Genomic DNA, 16248 nt, shown 5'->3' on the forward strand with positions numbered 1-16248 from the left:
GTTGTGCAGGAAGCAATCGCGAGCCTGCCGACGGATCATGAGCGGCAGGGGTGCCAGCCGGGAACCATTAGCGCTACGCGTTTCCCCAGGCAGCGCCCCTTGAACAGGTTCCCGGGCGATAGGCACGTTCAGGGAAAGCGCGATCGCTGCGGCGACAAGGCCGAGCCCTCCAGCCGCCTGAACGCCAAGGGCGGGAATGAGAACGAAAGAAACAGCCAGGCACCCGGCGATCGCGCCGAGCGTATTGGCAGCATAGAGCCTGCCGCCCTTCGCGGCGACGCTACGTTAGCGATTCAACTTCTACCGGCGGGTGTCCGCGGGTAAGTACGTAACAGTTACGAAGGTCGGCGACGGCGGGTAAATCAGGTCCGGCCCACGGCTCCGAAGCGCCTTGGCGGCGCGGCCTCCAGGCCGGGATTGAGGTCGGGCAAGTCCGATGTCGGGCCGCCGCCATCGGCGGAGGTTTCCGAAAGCCAGCGCTGTCTTGCCACCTTCAATCCGCCGCGCAACCGGAGGAGATCAGGCCCGTCCTGATGGGAGCCGCCGCTGCCGTAGCGGCTGCGGCGATAATCGGCAAAAGCGTTTGCCGTCGCCGGGTCGGCGAACCTGTCGAGCCAGCGCGAGAGCGGCGTGTTGCCGGTCCGGCGTGACCAATGGTCGAGCGCCGTCTCCAGCCGCATGGGGTCGTGATCCCGACACGCGTCGAGCACGTGGCAAAATGCCGTCGCCTCGGATTGCGCCCTCTGCTCGAGCGCGGTTTCCAGCCGGGTTTCGAGGCGACCGAACAGATTGGCGGCCAGCTGGATAAGCGTCGCGAGTGCGGCGATCGATGCCGCGATGCCGAGCCACCACAGCCAGTCGAAAGGTTCCTCAGCGGGCGGCGGCGCAGGTGGGGCGAGTGCGGGCGCAGCCGCTGGGGCAGCGTTGACGTTGACGGTCACGCCGGCCGCCTCGGCCGTCTGCATCGATCCGCTCGCCGGGTCGAACCAGGGCAGGCTGATCGCAGGAAGCGCGTAGGTGCCGGGCTTTGCAAAGACGTAGGTTGCCACGTCCTTGCGCAGTCCCGCCGTGATATCCCCGCGTGACGTGCGTTCCTCCGAAAGCACCGGATCGTGCCGGTACAATTGCACGTCCGCCGGGGCGTCGAAGGTCGGTTCGGGTATCATCATCGGTGCGAGGCCGGCCGCGCGAATGGTGATGGTCCGCACCAGGGCATCGCCTGCCTTTAGCCCCGCGGGATCCCGGTCGAAAGACTGGGTGAGGGTGATTTCTCCGGCGGTGACGCCGGCCTCTCCGCCTGCGCCTTGCGGAACGGCTTCGACCGTGAACTTGAGCGAAGGCAACGTCACCTGACCCTTGCTCATCTGGCCGGGTACGGCGGCATAGCCGAACGGAATGACGGCGGGCGGCAGTACGTAGTCGCCTGCCGCCTGCGGGGTGATCGCGTAGGTTTTGCGGATGCCTGAGAAGGCCTCGCCGTTGACGGTCTCGTTGAGGTTCATGCCGCGTTCGTCGGGCATGGTGACGACAGTGCCGGGAAGATCGAACAGAGGAAACTGCGGCGGCGAAAGGAAGTAGTTCGGCACGAAGACGTCGACGTCGACCTCGATCTGCTGGCCGGCATAAATCGGCGCCTTGGTCGTGAGCGTCGCGCGGGCAAAGGGATTGGCGGCGAAGGCCGTGCCTGCAAGCCAAAGCGACAGGCCGAGGAGCCAGATGATCTGCCGCGGCAGGGCGGCGAGGGCTGTCACGGGGCCGCCTCCTTTGCTTCGATCGCAAATTTTCGTGCCAGCAGTTCGGCCGGCGACACCTGGATGTTGCGCATCCACATGTCGGCCGTCTGCGGTCCCCCTTGCGTGGTGGCTTCCGTTCCCTTCTTGCCCTTGTCGTCGAACTGGACCTGGTCCGGGTCAATGCCCGCCTGTTCCTGCTGTGCGTCCTGTTCCTGCTTGTCCTTGTCGGCCTTGCGCTTTTTGGCGATCTCGAGGTTCTTTTGGGCGTCGGTCCAGTCGGGGCGGCGCTTTAGCGCCTGCTCGTAGACGGCGATCGCTTCGTCGGCCTTGTCGAGGTGCAGGAGGGTATTGCCCTGATTGTAGTAGCTTTCCGCCGTATCGCTCTCGGCAAAGGCGTCGATCGCATCCTGGAAACGGCCGGCGCGGTAGAGCGCTGCGCCGCGCCAGGCGGGATCCGCGAACGTTTCAGAGGCCCCCTGGAAATCGCCCTGTTCGAAGGCGCGACGGCCCTGCTGGTCCGGAGTGAGCCAGAGGTCGATAAAGCGATTGTCCGCCGCCTCCACCCGTTCGCTGCCCATGAGCGAAGTGGCCGCGAGCAGATAGACCGCCCAGCGTATGGTCCAGCCGCGTCGGAACCAGAAGAGGCCGAAGACGGCGATCGGAATCGTCAGCCACCAGCCGAGATCGTGCCAGCGCGTCAGCCCTTCGGCCGTCTTCGCTGCAAAATTCGTCTGGATGCGTCTGATGATCCAGCTGACGTCGGCGTCGTCGGATGTCACCGACGCGACCTCGACCTTGGAGGCCGACTGCAGCGCCTTGAGGCCGTCGACATCGAGCTTCGCCCTGACATACGCGCCGGTCGCATCGGTCAGGAACCCGCCGTCCGCCGTCTTGACCGGACCGCCTTCTGCCGTGCCGATGCCGAGCACCATCAGCGAGTTGCGCCCCTGATACCCACCGAAGGCCGGGAAGGCGGAACGCTCGACGCCGTCGGTCATGAACAGGATGGTGCCGGGCACCGTTTCGTTGGCGAGCGCTTTTTCGACCTCCTGCAGGGCCTTGGCTGTGTCCTTTCCCTCGACGGGCATGATCTGCGGCGACAGCGCGGCGAGGTAGGATTTGACCAGCGCGGCATCGTCGCTGAGCGGCAGGACCATGTGGGCGGAGCCGGCATAGGCGAACAAGGCGGTGCGCGAGCCTTTCCTCCTGTCGAGAATGTCTTGAATCTTCAATTTGGCGCGTTCGAGCCGCGTCGGCGAAACATCGGTCGCGTTCATCGTCGGGTTGAGGTCAATGGCGATTGCCAGAGGTGCGGTGTCCTCGACGAAGGGCGGCCGTTCACGCTGCCAGGTCGGGCCAGCGGCTGCGATCGCCGCAACGGCGATCAGTGCGGCGGTGACGTGCACCGGCTGGAAACGCCGTTTCCCGCCCTTGTCGATCAGCAGGTGATCGAGCAGGTGCGGTGCGATCATGTCCTGCCACTGCGAGCGGACATCGCCGCGCCGGGTAACGAGGTAGATCAGCAGCGGGACGGCGGCGAGCGCCAGCAGCCACAGCGGCCGCAGAAAGTGAAAATCCGCGATCATGGCGCTGCCTCCCGGCGCTGACGCCGGTCGCCGAGCGAGGATAGGAGCCACATGACGGCGTGATAGGCGAGCACCAGCAGGAGTGCCGCAGCCAGCGGATAGTAGAACAGCTCGATGCGCGGCCGCCAGGAGAGCGTCTTCTGGTTTGCCGGCGTCAACTGGTCGAGCAATTGGTAGATGTTCTGCAGACCGGCCTGATCCTGGCCGAAGAAGTAGCGCCCCTTCGTCGCTTCGGCGATCTGCTGGAGTGCCGCCGTGTCGAGCTTCTGTTCTCCTTGAGCATTGGGATCGCCGATGCCGACCGTGTGGATCACCACCTTTCGCTCGGCGGCGATGCCGGCGGCCTTGTCGGGCGGCATCTTACTGGCGGTGTCGTTGCCGTCGGTCAAGAGGATCATCACCTTGTCCGGCGCGGTGCTGGCGTCGAACATCTTGATCGCCAGCCCGATCGCATCGCCGACGGCGGTGCGGGGACCGGCCATGCCCGGCAGGCTGTCGGCCAGCATCAGCTTGACGGTCTTGTGGTCGAGCGTGAACGGTACCAGCGGATAGGGCGCATCGCCAAAGGCGATCAGGCCCAACCGGTCATTGGGCCGCCGGTCGATGAAGTCGGCGACCACCGCGTGCACCGCTTCGGCGCGGGTCTGCAGGTTGCCGGCGGGATCGCGAAAGTCGCGCGTGTCCATCGACTGTGACAGATCGATCGCCAACATCAGGTCGCGCTGCGGTTCGACCTTTTCGATCGGCGGCTCGACATATTGCGGCCGCGCCAGCGCCAGCACGATCAGCGTCCAGCAGATGGGTGCGATCACCTTCTGGCCGAGATTGGTTCTCGGAACGACGGAGCCTTCGGTCGGACCGAGATTGGCCGCCGCGGTGATGTCCTTGAAGAACGGCACCCTGACGGCGGCCGACTGCTCGCGGTATGGCGGAAGCAGCCACCAGACAAGGAAGGGCAACGGCAGAAGGATCAGTGCCCAGGCGTGGTCAAGCACGTACATGATGCGCCTCGATCCAGTGCCGCGCTGCCGCGATGTAGGCCTTTGCCTCAGCCTCCGGAACCGCGGCGAGCGCCTGGCTGCCACGATACTCGGCTTCCTCGAAAAAACGCGCAGAGGCGATAGGAAAGACAGGGCCGCCGGAATGAGCGTCGAGATACTTTGTCCAGCCGGTGCCGTGCAGGCCGGCAATGGCTTCGCGTGGCCAGATCGAGAGCGCGGTCCGCTTCAAAAGGACAGGCAGGGCCGCGAGCGCCTCGCCACGCGATCCGGTGGCGGCCAATCCGGCTTCTATCTTCCTGAGGTCGGCGAGCGCCTCGCGGCGGTAGCTGTTGGCCTCCCAGCGCCGGTACCAGCGCCAGCAGGCAAAGGCCGCCATGAGAAGGATAATGCAGCCGAGCACCGCCCACGCCTTGGTCTGGGGCATCATCGAGACAGGCTGCGGCAAGGCGATATCCGCGAGCTGCCGAAGGGCGGCGTCGAGCATCGGATCTTTCGCAGGTGCCGCCGTCGCCATCATCGCCTCCGCTGCCGGCTGGCGAGTTGGCCGAGCATGGTGCGCAGCTGCGGCGCCACCTCTTCCGCCGCAGAGATCGGCAGCATGGGCAGGCCGAGCTCCTCCTGCCAGGCGCGCAGCGCTCGCCCGCGCTTGCGGGCAAAGCTGTCGATCGCCTCGCGCACATTGCCATGGCCGAACTGCACTTCGGCCTGAAGCAGCCCGCCGCTAAAGACGATATCGCCCTTGCGCGGCAGTTCGAGGAGGAAGGGATCGTAGATCAGAACGCAGATCACATCGTTGTGGGCCGAAAGCTTCAAAAGCATGTCGCGGGTTTCGAGGCTGTAGCCGTCGAAGTCGCTGACGACGATGATCAGGTGATCGTGCCGGGCGATGTTGGCGACGGTCGTCAGCACGACGTCGAGCTGCTCGGCTCCATGCGGCGCCTGCGAACCGGCCTGCAGTGCGGTATTGTGGCGAACGATGCTGTCGGCGAGCCGGATCACCGCTTCGCGGCTGCGGTATGGGCGCGTTTCGGTCACCTCCTCGTCGCCGAAGACGAAGCCGCCGACACGGTCGCCAAGGGCTAGCACGCGCCAGGCGGAGAGCGCTGCCACTTCCGCCGCGGCGACCGACTTCATCGCGCGGCGGCTGCCGAAGAACATGTTGATGCGCTGGTCGACGAGGATGAGGGCCGGCCGGTCCTTCTCTTCGTCATAAACGCGGACGACCGGCTTGCCGGTGCGCGCCGTCACGCGCCAGTCGATGGCGCGGATGTCGTCGCCGGGCAGGTAGTTGCGTAGTTCCTCGAAGGAAAGTCCGCGGCCGCGCATGCGTGATTCGTGACGGCCGGCAAGCAGGCGGCGCACCGGCGCCTTGCGCAGGAACGTCAGGTCGCGGGCCATGGCTTCGAGGCCGACAAGTGCGTCCACTGAGGTGTAGACGCCGGTGGCGTCGGCGGTGCGGGGCTTTATGATGCCGCGTGAGCGGGCGAGGGCCGGCAGGGATATGGCCATCGGCGAACCTCCATCCTCAGGCGACCGCGACGAGCTCGACGATGCGGTCGATCACCTGGTTGGCGGTGGTGCCGCCGGCATGCGCTTCGTAAGAGAGGACCAGGCGATGGCGAAAGACATCGTGCACGGTCGCCTGCACATCGTCGGGCGTGACGAAATCGCGGCCGTTCAACCAGGCGTGCGCCCGCGAAACCTTATCGAGGCCGATGACGCCGCGCGGGCTCACGCCGACCTGAAGCCACTTGGCCAGATCCTTGTCGACCTTGTCGGGATAACGTGTCGCCATCACCAGCGCTACGATGTAGTTCTCGATCGCTTCGGAAACGGTGATCGCCGATATTTCCTTGCGTGCGGCAAAGACCGCGTCCTGGGCAAGCTTCTCCGTCGCATGATTGTTGGACTTGGCGTTGGTTTCCTCCGAGCGCACGAGCCGCATGATGTCTGCCTCTGAGGCTGCGTCCGGATAATCCACCTGGATGTGCATGAGGAAGCGATCCAGTTGCGCTTCGGGCAGCGGATAGGTGCCTTCCTGCTCGATCGGGTTCTGGGTCGCCATGACCAGGAACAGATCAGGCAGCACATGGCTCTTGCCGCCGATCGTGACCTGGCGTTCCTCCATCGCCTCGAGCAGCGCCGATTGCACCTTGGCCGGCGCCCGGTTCACCTCGTCGGCGAGGATGAGATTGGCGAAGATCGGCCCTTCCTGGAACTGGAACGCGCCCTTGCCGCCCTCGGAAAAATAGATCTCGGACCCCGTGATGTCGGCGGGCAAGAGGTCGGGTGTGAACTGGATGCGCGAAAGCTCCGCATCGAGGTTTTTGGCCATGCTCTTGATCGCTCGGGTTTTCGCAAGTCCGGGCAGGCCCTCGACCAGCAGATGGCCGTTGCTGAGCAGCCCTAGCAGCAAGCGCTCGATCATGCCCTCCTGGCCGATGATCGCTTCGCCGATGCGCTTGCCGAGTTGTTGGATATCGTCGCGTGCACCCATGAAGTCCTGCTCCCTTGCCCCGCCGGCAACATCAGTCGTCATGAACTTTCGCGAGAGCTTATTGTTAAATCAGGCCAATTGGAAAGAACGTAACAGTAACGAAGGCCTGAGCGGCGATGGCGGATACCTCTTGTGGCACGCGGCCTGCGCCCCGAGGGCTTTGGGCGATTGCGTAACGGTTACGTACTTTGGGCAGCGGGCATTTGGCGCTAACGTGTGCAGACCGTCCGCGCGCGTGCTAGCCGACGGTGCCAAGGGAGATCAGAGCCACATGCAAATGTCCCCGAAAATGCCCCTTGTCGACGAAACGCCGGCGGCGGTCAGCGCCCGCGAGCAAATCTGGATCGAGGGCGGGACCTTTCTCATGGGTTCGGACAAGCACTATCCGGAGGAAGCGCCGGCCCATCCGGTGAAAGTTGACGGCTTCTGGATCGACGTCACGCCCGTTACCAACCGGCAGTTCGCCGCCTTCGTCGAGGCGACCGGCTACGTGACCGAGGCGGAGAAGACGCCCGATCCGAAGGACTATCCGGGCGCGCTTCCGGAAATGATGCGGGCGGGTTCAGTGATCTTCGACCCGCCGAAGCGGGTGACCAGCAACAGTCCTTCGCAATGGTGGAACTTCAAGTTCGGCGCCGACTGGCGGCGGCCCTATGGGCGGCAGAGCAACATCCGCGGCAAACTCGACCATCCGGTAGTGCAGGTCTCCTACCTCGACGCCAAGGCCTATGCCGCCTGGGCGGGAAAGGACCTGCCGACGGAGGCCGAATGGGAGTTCGCCGCGAAAGGCGGGCTCGAAGGCGCGGAATTTGCCTGGGGGGACGAACTGGTGCCCGAGGGACGTTTCATGGCAAACACCTGGCACGGCATGTTTCCGACGGAAAACCTGAAGCCCGACGGCTTCGAGCGGACCTCGCCGGTCGCGAGCTTTCCCGCCAATGGCTACGGCCTCTACGACATGATCGGCAATACCTGGGAATGGACCAGCGACTACTGGTCCACCCGCCACCCTGCGCCGGCGCAAAAGAGCTGCTGCATACCCGCCAATCCGCGGGGCGGGGACCGGGAAGCGAGTTTCGATCCGCGGCAGCCGACGATCCATATCGCCCGTCGCGTCGTGAAGGGCGGATCCCATCTCTGCGCGCCTAACTATTGCCGTCGGTATCGTCCGGCGGCGCGTCACGCGCACGAGGAAAACGCGGCGACGACCCATATTGGGTTCCGTTGCATTCGGCGGCCCTGATCCGGCCGGAGGACTTGAAAACCGTTCCGCCAGGAGGATGGATGATGACGGCAACAGCGATGCGTTTGGGGTTCGTGATGGACGAAAGGGCTTGCAAACCGCGGCTTCGCGCAAGGCTCGCTGGCCTGTTGCTCGCGTTCGTTGCGGCCTTCGCCTCACCTGTTGCCCTTGTGGCGGCCGATGCGCCGGCCGACATTCTGCCCTCGTGGAACGATGGCGAGGCGAAAAACGAGATCGTCGATTTCGTCACACGGGTCACCAGCGAGGGCAGCGCCGATTTCGTGGCGCCGGCAGAGCGGATCGCCGTCTTCGACAATGACGGCACGCTGTGGACCGAGCAGCCGAACTATTTCCAGGGCATGTTCGCCATCGACCGCGTCAAGGCGATGGCGCCCGAGCACCCCGAATGGAAGGACAAGGAGCCTTTCGCATCGCTGCTGAAGGGGGACATGGCAGGCATTGCCGCCGCCGGCGAAAAAGGCATCGTCGAGTTGGTCATGGCGACCCATGCCGGCATGACGACGGACGCGTTCACGAAAACGGTCACGGATTGGTTCGCGACCGCCCGGCATCCGCGCTTCGATCGCCGATATAACGAGATCACCTTTCTGCCGATGCGCGAGTTGCTCGATTATCTCAGGGCAAGCGGCTTCAAGACCTATATCGTCTCGGGCGGCGGCATCGAATTCATGCGGCCGATGACCGAACAGATGTATGGGATCCCACCCGAGCAGGTGGTCGGCAGCAGCATCACGACGAAGTACGAACTCGACGGCGACGCGCCGGTGCTGATGCGGGAGCCCAAGATCGACTTCATCGACGACGGTGCCGGCAAGCCGGTCGGGATCAACACCTTTATCGGCCGCCGCCCGATCTTCGCTGCCGGTAATTCCGATGGCGACTATGAGATGCTGCGTTGGGTAACGGCGGGGTCCGGCCCGCGTTTCGGCATGATCGTTCACCATACGGACGGGGAGCGCGAATGGGCCTATGATCGGCAATCGCCTGTCGGCAAGCTGGACAAGGCGATGACCGAGGCCGAGCAGCGGAACTGGCTTCTGGTCGATATGAAGAACGACTGGCGCAAGATCTACGCCTTCGACAAATAGGTGGCTGCACGGCTGGCGCCGTGCGCCTCAGCGATCGATGTCGGGGCGAGGGCCGAGTGCTAAGCGCGACTTTAGCGCGGGGCCGTGGTCGACTATCGTCGCGCGGACGATGGTGCTCTTGCTCGTCTTTCCCGCCGCGGAACATCTCTCAACACCGATCGCGATATCGCGTGTGCCGCCTGTGCGGCTGCTGACGGCCCGAATCATGGGATTCGAGGCGAAGATTGCCAAGGCGCCGGCAATCCGGGCCAATGTTACTGTTACGTACTTCCGAAAATCGGCGTTCGTGCCACTTTTCGCTCAGGGGAGAGGTAAGCGAGGGTCGGATTGGCCACAAGCACTGACCGGCGAGCCGGCCCCCCGCCCGCAACGGTGTCTGGTCGTCGCTGACACCTTGGGGAATGCAAAGGCATGAGCATCGATTGTCGTTCAAACGGATGGTAAACCATGCCCAGCGCAGCCTCTCAACGGGGACTACTGAAGCTTATGCTCAGGCTGCCGGCTCTGCGCGGCCAGTTGCAATTGCTCTGTGCCAAGAACCAGTCCCTGGCAAGCCTCTGCGAAGCCTATGAGGAAGCGAGCTCTATGCTTGACCGGCAAAGGCGTCTCGCCCCTCTGGATCATTCGATGATCTCGGAGTATGAATTGATCTGTCGCGAGATCGAAGAAGAGGTCATTTCCGTCTGTATCGCCGATACGGGGACGTGAGCGTAGTCCGTTGTGATTAACAAATAGCTCGCTTGAGCTTGTCAGAGCGACGAAAACCCCACAAGAATTCTATGGGAATGATCGGGCGTTCCTGTTCCAACTTAAAATGATTCAATTCTTCGATGAAAATATTTTGTGACGGTGCGATATTCTTCTTTCCGCCACAGAAGCTCTCGTCTAGAGTTCGCCTCGCGTTGCACTCTCTTTGGGGTTGTGGCAGTTGGGAGCGCATCATGGAAGCCAGCAGAAATGCGGGTCAAACGAACTGCATTGCCGTTGCAGAATGCGAGGCGCGAGCCGCCCTTGAGCGCATTCTTGCCGACAGCCAGTTTCACGCGACCGAGCGTCATCGCAAGCTGTTGCGGTACGTGGTTGACGAGTTTTTCGCTGGCCGTTCGGGCCAGGTGAAAGCCTACACGATCGCCATTGACGTCTTCGGACGGCCCGCCTCCTTCGATCCTGCGACCGATCCGATCGTGCGTGTGGAAGCGTCGCGCCTGCGCGCGGCCCTGGCGCAATATTACGAGGCGCTCGGCGAAAGAGCGGAGCTTCGCATCGAGCTGCCGAAAGGCAATTACGTTCCGCAATTCGTGATCAGCGGCGAGCCTTTGAGAGGGGTGCTCGAGAGCACGACGCCGGTTGCTGAGGCGGCAGCCGAGCAGCCCATCGAGCTCGCGATTGCGCCTGCCGTTCTTGCCCGCAAATGGCGCCCGCTTGCGGGCTTCGCGGCACTTGGAACCGGCGTGGCGGTCATGGCCGGGGCCTTCTACGTGTCCATTGCCGACCACCTTCCCTGGCAGCCGGTTTTCTCGGCCAAGCCGACGATCGTCGTTGACGTGCCGACGCGGCAGGGTGCCGACGACGACGTGCAGAAGAAGGCGGGTGACTATCTGGTCCACGCACTCTCGCAGTTTTCCGCCGTCCGCACCCTTGCGCCGGTCTCGCCCGCGGGTGTCGACGTGGCGTCGATAACCGGGTGGGTTTCGTCCGCGCCGCCGGTCAAGCTGCAGGGCAGCAAGGAATACAGGCTTTCCATCGCCTACAGCACCGACGAGCGCCGGCATGAGGTCTCCTGGCAGGTGATCGATGTGCAAAGCAACGAGGCGTTGAGGTCCGGCAGCTCGAAGGTGGCGCTCGACAGCGGCGACGCGCAGGAAATACAGGAAAAGCTGCTTTCTCGTCTGGCCCTTTCGCTTGCCGGCGAAGAGGGCGTCATTGTCAGTCTGGAGGCTGCGCGGCAACTGGTGACGCCGTCGATCGGCTTCGGCTGCGTGCTTCAGGCGGATGTGGCACTGGCGCGGATCGACCCTGAGGGACTGGTTTCGGCCCACGGCTGCCTTGAAAAATCCGTCGCCTACCAGGCCGCCGACGCCGATGTTTTGGCGAGCTTGGCGATGGTGTTGGTGGCAACCGGTGAAGCGAGCGCCGCGCCGACGGTGGCTGAGCGTGCGCTGAAGCTCGCCGACAAGGCCGTTGCGCTGGCACCGCAATCGAGCCAGAGCTACGTCGCCCAGATGCAAGCGCGCTTTGCAGCCGGCGACAGGGAAGCGGCGTTCATTTCCGGTCGGCGCGCGGCGGCACTCAATCCGCTCGACGACGCCATTCCGGCGCGGCTGGGTCTACTGCTTTTCGTCAGCGGCGCCTATTCGCAAGGGGTGAATCTGGCCCGTGTGGCGGATGCCGGCAGCGAGTATCTTCACCACGATGCCGCGCTGACCCTGGCGCTCGAAGACTACCGCAGCGGCCGCTACCGCGAAGCGCTGAGGCGCGCACGCGAGCTTGCCAATCCGGCGGACATGGCGGTCAATCTCCTACGCGTGGCAGCGGCAGGCCAACTCGGCCTGACGCGGGAAGCGACCAGCGCTTTGGACGGATTGCGCCTGAACGAAACGCGCGCGTCGCAGTCGTACGATACGGAACTGGTCGCTCGAGGCTACGCGCCGGACCTGATCGCGTTGCTTGATGACGGTCTCGCCAAGGCCGGCTTCGCCCAGCAGTAAGGCCGGGCCCGAGCCCCTTTTAGTTTTCGGCGGCGACCCGGATCACCAGCTTGCCGAAATTGCGTCCGTCCAGCAGACCGATGAAGGCTTCCGGCGCATTCTCGAGCCCGTCGACGATGTCTTCGCGGTAGCGGACTTCGCCGCTTTTGATCCAGCCGGCCATCTCCTGATAGAAGAGCGGCCTCTGATCGGCAAACTCGCGCTGGATGAAACCCCGGATGAGCAGGCTCCGGCTGAGCACTTCGCGCATGACGCCGGGCAACCGGTCGCTCCCGGCTTGCGCGCCTGCGGGCTGGTTGTAGTGCGCAATCAGGCCGCAGACGGCCACGCGAGCGAAGTCGTTCAACAGCGGGAACACCGCATCCCAGACATGACCGCCGACATTCTCGAAATAGACGTCGATGCCTTTGGGGCAGGCGGCGGCGAGCTGTTCGGCGAAATCAGGCGCGCGATGATCGATCACCGCGTCGAAGCCGAGCGTGTCGCGAACGAAGGCGCATTTGTCCGCACCGCCGGCGATCCCGACTGCGCGCGCACCCTTGATGCGGGCAATCTGCCCGACCGCCGAGCCGACGGCGCCGCTTGCAGCCGCCACGACGACCGTTTCGCCCGGCAGCGGTTTGCCGATCGTCAGCAGCCCCGCATAGGCGGTGAAACCGGGCATGCCGAGAATGCCGAGTGCCGTCGAAAGAGGTGCGGCCGCCGGATCGAGCTTGCGCAAGTCAGTACCACGCGACAGCGCATAGCTTTGCCAGCCGGAGTGGGAAAGAACGAAATCGCCGTCGCTGAAATCCGGGTGACGCGAGCGGAGGACGCGGGCGACCGTGCCGCCCTCCATGACAGCACCGATCTCCACCGGCTTGGCATAGGAGCGGCCGGCATTCATGCGGCCGCGCATATAGGGGTCGAGCGAAAGGTAGAGGATCTTCAGGAGAACCTCGCCTTCCGCCGGCTCCGGGATAGCCGTTTCGACGACGCGGAAATCGCTCGGCACCGGTTTTTCGGATGGCCGCGCGGCAAGCAGGACCTGGGTATTCTTGCTCATAGTCTTTTCCTCCTGTGCGTGTCCCGATGCCCCGCGGCGGCTGACGCGCGACGAGAAACTCTTTTCGCATGAAACGAAACAAAGGCCTACAGACGTGTTTTGAGCCGCAAACGGCTCCGCGGGCTCGCCCCTGTGGACGAGCCCGCGGAAAATGCGAAAGCGTCTTACGCTCAGGCGGCGTCGATCGCTTGTCTGAGATCGGCGATGATGTCGTCCGGATGTTCGATGCCGATCGAAAGTCTGACATAGCCGGGCGTCACCCCGGTCTTTAGCTGGTCGATCTCCGACAGCTGTGAGTGCGTCGTCGTGGCTGGATGAATGGCCAGTGAGCGCGCGTCGCCGATATTGGCGACATGGTAGAGCAGTTTCAGCCCGTCGATGAAACGCCGTCCCGCCTCGCGACCGTCCTTCAGCTCGAAGCCGACGAGCGCGCCATAGTGGCCGTTCAGCAGATATTTCCCGCCGCGCGCTTTTGCCTCGCCATCCTGGAACTTCGGGAAGATCACCCGCGCCACCTTCGGGTGGGTGCGGAGGAACTCGGCCACCTTGATGGCATTCTCGTTGTGCTGCCGGATCCGGAGCGGCAGCGTTTCCAGGCCCTGGATGAACTGGAATGCGTTTAGCGGGCTGATCGCGGCGCCGAGGTCGCGCAACAGCACCGCGCGGGCGCGCAGGATATAGGGATGAAACGCGATCGCGGCCGCTTTTTCGAGCCAAGTCTTGCCCTGGTAGCTCGGGTCAGGCTCGTGCAGGTTCGGATGGCGCGCCTCGTGCTCGTGCCAGGGAAACTGGCCGCTGTCGATGATCGCGCCGCCGATCGAGGTACCGTGCCCGCCGATGTATTTTGTCGTCGAATAGACGACTACCGCAGCGCCGTGGTCGAAGGGCCGGATCGTCAGCGGGGCCGCCGTGTTGTCGACGATCAGCGGAATGCCGAAGCGCTTGCCGATCTCGGCGACCTCGGCGATCGGAAAGACTTCGAGCTTCGGATTCGGCAGGGACTCGGCATAGTAGGCACGTGTCCGGTCGTCCGTCGCCCGGGCAAACGCCTCGGGATCAGCCGCATCGACGAAACGAACCTCGATGCCGAAACTTTTCAGGGTGGCGGCAAACAGCGCCCAGGTGCCGCCATAAAGGCCGGCGGCGCTGACGACGTTGTCGCCGGAGCGCGCAAGGTTCAGGAGCGCGAAGGCTGATGCCGCCTGGCCGGAGCCAAGTGCCAGCGCGGCTGCTCCCCCTTCGATCTCCGCCAGCCGCTGCTCAAACGCGTCTTGCGTCGGGTTGGAAACGCGGGTGTAGAGATGCCCCGGCGCCTCCAGCGCAAAGAGCTTGTCGGCGCCGTCGGTGCCGGGCAGTTGATAGGAGGTCGTCTGGTAGATCGGCACGGCGACGGCGCCGCTTGCCGGATCGAAGCGATAGCTGCCGCCGTGGAGCGCCAGCGTTTCGGGATGCAACCGCCCGCCGGCTTCGCGCAGGCCGTTCGGCGTCTTGATCTCGACTGCCGGTTCTTCCGGCTTCTGATGGATCGTCATGCCATTTCTCCTTGGCTCTCAGGTTGATCGGCGCTGTCCGGTTGATCAGGCGGGCACGGCCGCCTTTGGCTGTTCCAGCAGGTCTGCGTGGTGCGCGGCGGCGACATCGGGGTGCGAGCGCAGCCGGGATTTCAGCACGTTGCGGCCAACCTCGTGGAAGAGCGGGTTCTGCGGATCCTGGGTGACGCCGCGGACCTCGGCTGCAAGCTGTGGCGGGAGATCGAGCACCGGGATGGTCGAAGCGAGATTGGCGCCGAGGAAGAAGGCGACCGAGAGCCGATCGCCGCCAGCTGGCGGCGTTACCACCCGGTGGATGTTGGCGAGCAGATAGCCGTTCGATGCCAGTTCCAGGAGTTCGCCGACATTGATGACGAAGGTGCCGCGCTTCGGCGGTGCGTCGATCCAGCCGCCCTTGCCGTCGTCGACCTGCAGTCCGCCGACCACGTCCTGCAACAGGATGGTGACGAAGCCGCCGTCCTTGTGGGCGCCGACGCCCTGATCGCTTTCGGTCTTGTCGCGGCCGGGATAGCGGATGATCTTCAGCAACTGGTTGGGGCCGTCGCGATAGATCGGCCCGAAGACATCGGGCTTCTGCCCGAGCGCTTCGGAGAAAATCTCGATCAGCCGGATGCCGAGCCCGGTGACGGCTTCGATATAGCCAAGGATCGCAGGCTTCAGTTCCGGCAAGGCGTCCGGAAACTGGTTCGGGCCGACCAGCCGCTTCCACGGCGCATCGCCGGACGCGATATTGAGGCTCTGGCGCTCGGGACCAAAGTCGACCTGTTCGCGCCAGTCCTGCGTGCCGCGCGTGTATTCGAGGCCGGCGCGATTGTAGCCGCGGAAGTGCGGCGACTTGCGCATCTCGATCGCCAGCTTGTCGTCCTCCGGCAGCGCGAAGAAGCGGCGCGAAAGCGAGAGAATGCCGTCGATTTCGTCCTGCGGGATCCCGTGGCCCTCGAGATAAAAGAAGCCCACCGAGCGGGCAACGCTGCGCAACTCGTCGAGCGCTGCGGCCCGCTCGGGGTGGCCCGCCGCAAAGCGCGAAAGGTCAAGGACGGGCAGGGTTGGATTTGTCTGGCTCAAGCTGGTCTCCCTTTGTCGTTCAGGCGGTGGGCCAGTCGATAAGGGCCCTGCGCCGGTTCGCACATGATGGGAGAAGCCTAACCGGAGGTGGCTCGCTCACTCAATATTGTCTATGGAAATTATGGACTAAATTTCAACGAAAGCGCGAAGCGGGCTTTCGAACGGAACTGGTTTGCGGGGAATATCCGTCCCGGCCGTCTGTTTTACGGATTCCCTGAGCTGTCTCATGCGTGCGAGAGCAACGATCGTTCGGCGACGAAATCCGCTTGCGGCGAAACGCGGGGAGCGGCAGACGCTAGTCTAACAACAACCAAAACCCCGCTTCGCCTTCGGCCAAACGGGGCTATTTTCGTGTCATCGCTCAATCGCAAAGCCACCGGTCCGCGCAGGCGGACCAATCGCGGGATGACGGCAATCCCAAAAGCGGCGTGGAACTCAGCAGCGGCCGAGACTCGGGCGCGTCAGCAACTCGTTGGTCAGATGCGCTCTCTGGCTGCCGCAGTCCTCGGCCTCCTTGAGCAGCGATGCGAGCGCGAGTTCGAGACAGTATTGCACGCCTTCGACGTTGAGGGTCTTGGCGGAGTCGCGCGCATAGGTGACAAGACGAGCCAGTGCCAAGAGCTCCTTTTCCTTGTCTTCCGGTTCTACCGGCACAGCAAATGAAGATAGCATGATTTTCCCCAGCTTCCTTTGGATCCGCAGATCCAGCCC

Annotated in this window: 14 protein-coding genes; 4 read left to right on the forward strand and 10 right to left on the reverse strand. The window is 64.1% G+C overall.

Annotation, left to right across the window (positions count from 1 at the left end):
* Positions 1-362: 362 nt before the first annotated feature.
* From IB277_RS12820 to IB277_RS12845, 6 genes are read right to left on the reverse strand one after another with little or no spacing between them, the layout of a single operon-like run.
* Complete coding sequence (locus IB277_RS12820) at positions 363-1751, reverse strand: BatD family protein (RefSeq protein WP_371813592.1); 1389 nt, start codon at positions 1749-1751, stop codon at positions 363-365.
* Positions 1748-3319 carry a VWA domain-containing protein gene (locus IB277_RS12825; protein WP_112974717.1) on the reverse strand — a complete coding sequence of 524 codons (1572 nt, stop codon included), beginning with the start codon at positions 3317-3319 and terminating at the stop codon, positions 1748-1750. The genes IB277_RS12820 and IB277_RS12825 overlap by 4 nt, the downstream gene beginning before the upstream one ends.
* Positions 3316-4320, reverse strand: coding sequence for a VWA domain-containing protein (locus IB277_RS12830; protein ID WP_192371016.1), 1005 nt, complete (start codon positions 4318-4320; stop codon positions 3316-3318). Before IB277_RS12830 ends, IB277_RS12825 begins: the two co-directional genes overlap by 4 nt.
* The gene (locus IB277_RS12835; protein WP_112772060.1) at positions 4307-4834 is read right to left on the reverse strand and encodes a DUF4381 domain-containing protein; all 528 of its coding nucleotides are present in this window, start codon (positions 4832-4834) and stop codon (positions 4307-4309) included. Before IB277_RS12835 ends, IB277_RS12830 begins: the two co-directional genes overlap by 14 nt.
* Positions 4834-5829, reverse strand: coding sequence for a DUF58 domain-containing protein (locus IB277_RS12840; protein WP_082573022.1), 996 nt, complete (start codon positions 5827-5829; stop codon positions 4834-4836). Before IB277_RS12840 ends, IB277_RS12835 begins: the two co-directional genes overlap by 1 nt.
* Positions 5830-5845: 16 nt before the next feature.
* Positions 5846-6817, reverse strand: a complete 972-nt coding sequence (locus IB277_RS12845) for a MoxR family ATPase (RefSeq protein WP_060521798.1) — start codon at positions 6815-6817, stop codon at positions 5846-5848.
* 277 nt (positions 6818-7094) lie between these two features.
* Between IB277_RS12845 and IB277_RS12850 the strand changes: the two genes are divergently transcribed.
* The 4 genes from IB277_RS12850 (at position 7095) to IB277_RS12865 (ending at position 11877) form a co-directional block, all read left to right on the forward strand.
* Complete coding sequence (locus tag IB277_RS12850) at positions 7095-8060, forward strand: formylglycine-generating enzyme family protein (protein WP_113080899.1); 966 nt, start codon at positions 7095-7097, stop codon at positions 8058-8060.
* Positions 8061-8137: 77 nt separating this feature from the next.
* Positions 8138-9169 (forward strand): HAD family phosphatase, encoded by a 1032-nt coding sequence (locus IB277_RS12855; RefSeq protein WP_113080902.1) that lies wholly within the window; start codon positions 8138-8140, stop codon positions 9167-9169.
* A gap of 447 nt (positions 9170-9616) precedes the next feature.
* Positions 9617-9877 (forward strand): hypothetical protein, encoded by a 261-nt coding sequence (locus IB277_RS12860; RefSeq protein WP_034799152.1) that lies wholly within the window; start codon positions 9617-9619, stop codon positions 9875-9877.
* A gap of 233 nt (positions 9878-10110) precedes the next feature.
* Positions 10111-11877 (forward strand): tetratricopeptide repeat protein, encoded by a 1767-nt coding sequence (locus IB277_RS12865; RefSeq protein WP_034799155.1) that lies wholly within the window; start codon positions 10111-10113, stop codon positions 11875-11877.
* Positions 11878-11896: 19 nt separating this feature from the next.
* Here the strand turns inward: IB277_RS12865 and IB277_RS12870 are convergent, their stop codons facing one another.
* The 4 genes from IB277_RS12870 to IB277_RS12885 all read right to left on the reverse strand — a co-directional run bounded on the left by IB277_RS12870 (position 11897) and on the right by IB277_RS12885 (position 16209).
* A complete protein-coding gene (locus tag IB277_RS12870) occupies positions 11897-12922 on the reverse strand; it encodes an NADP-dependent oxidoreductase (protein WP_192371017.1) in 1026 nt (341 codons plus the stop codon).
* A gap of 170 nt (positions 12923-13092) precedes the next feature.
* The gene (locus IB277_RS12875; protein ID WP_112974721.1) at positions 13093-14454 is read right to left on the reverse strand and encodes an O-acetylhomoserine aminocarboxypropyltransferase/cysteine synthase family protein; all 1362 of its coding nucleotides are present in this window, start codon (positions 14452-14454) and stop codon (positions 13093-13095) included.
* Between the two features lie 45 nt (positions 14455-14499).
* Positions 14500-15537 (reverse strand): isopenicillin N synthase family oxygenase, encoded by a 1038-nt coding sequence (locus IB277_RS12880; RefSeq protein WP_034799159.1) that lies wholly within the window; start codon positions 15535-15537, stop codon positions 14500-14502.
* Positions 15538-15972: 435 nt separating this feature from the next.
* Complete coding sequence (locus tag IB277_RS12885; RefSeq protein WP_034799160.1) at positions 15973-16209, reverse strand: hypothetical protein; 237 nt, start codon at positions 16207-16209, stop codon at positions 15973-15975.
* Between the last annotated feature and the right edge of the window lie 39 nt (positions 16210-16248).

Origin of the sequence: Ensifer sp. ENS07, from assembly GCF_014852185.1 — a bacterium.
Taxonomy (GTDB): Bacteria; Pseudomonadota; Alphaproteobacteria; order Rhizobiales; family Rhizobiaceae; genus Ensifer; species Ensifer adhaerens.

Bases quoted from the DNA above. Each gene is read 5' to 3' on its own strand.
- IB277_RS12825 (WP_112974717.1), bottom strand. From the start codon at position 3,319: ATGATCGCGGATTTTCACTTTCTGCGGCCGCTGTGGCTGCTGGCGCTC.
- IB277_RS12830 (WP_192371016.1), bottom strand. From the start codon at position 4,320: ATGTACGTGCTTGACCACGCCTGGGCACTGATCCTTCTGCCGTTGCCC.
- IB277_RS12835 (WP_112772060.1), bottom strand. From the start codon at position 4,834: ATGGCGACGGCGGCACCTGCGAAAGATCCGATGCTCGACGCCGCCCTT.
- IB277_RS12840 (WP_082573022.1), bottom strand. From the start codon at position 5,829: ATGGCCATATCCCTGCCGGCCCTCGCCCGCTCACGCGGCATCATAAAG.
- IB277_RS12845 (WP_060521798.1), bottom strand. From the start codon at position 6,817: ATGGGTGCACGCGACGATATCCAACAACTCGGCAAGCGCATCGGCGAA.
- IB277_RS12850 (WP_113080899.1), top strand. From the start codon at position 7,095: ATGTCCCCGAAAATGCCCCTTGTCGACGAAACGCCGGCGGCGGTCAGC.
- IB277_RS12855 (WP_113080902.1), top strand. From the start codon at position 8,138: ATGGACGAAAGGGCTTGCAAACCGCGGCTTCGCGCAAGGCTCGCTGGC.
- IB277_RS12860 (WP_034799152.1), top strand. From the start codon at position 9,617: ATGCCCAGCGCAGCCTCTCAACGGGGACTACTGAAGCTTATGCTCAGG.
- IB277_RS12865 (WP_034799155.1), top strand. From the start codon at position 10,111: ATGGAAGCCAGCAGAAATGCGGGTCAAACGAACTGCATTGCCGTTGCA.
- IB277_RS12870 (WP_192371017.1), bottom strand. From the start codon at position 12,922: ATGAGCAAGAATACCCAGGTCCTGCTTGCCGCGCGGCCATCCGAAAAA.
- IB277_RS12875 (WP_112974721.1), bottom strand. From the start codon at position 14,454: ATGACGATCCATCAGAAGCCGGAAGAACCGGCAGTCGAGATCAAGACG.
- IB277_RS12885 (WP_034799160.1), bottom strand. From the start codon at position 16,209: ATGCTATCTTCATTTGCTGTGCCGGTAGAACCGGAAGACAAGGAAAAG.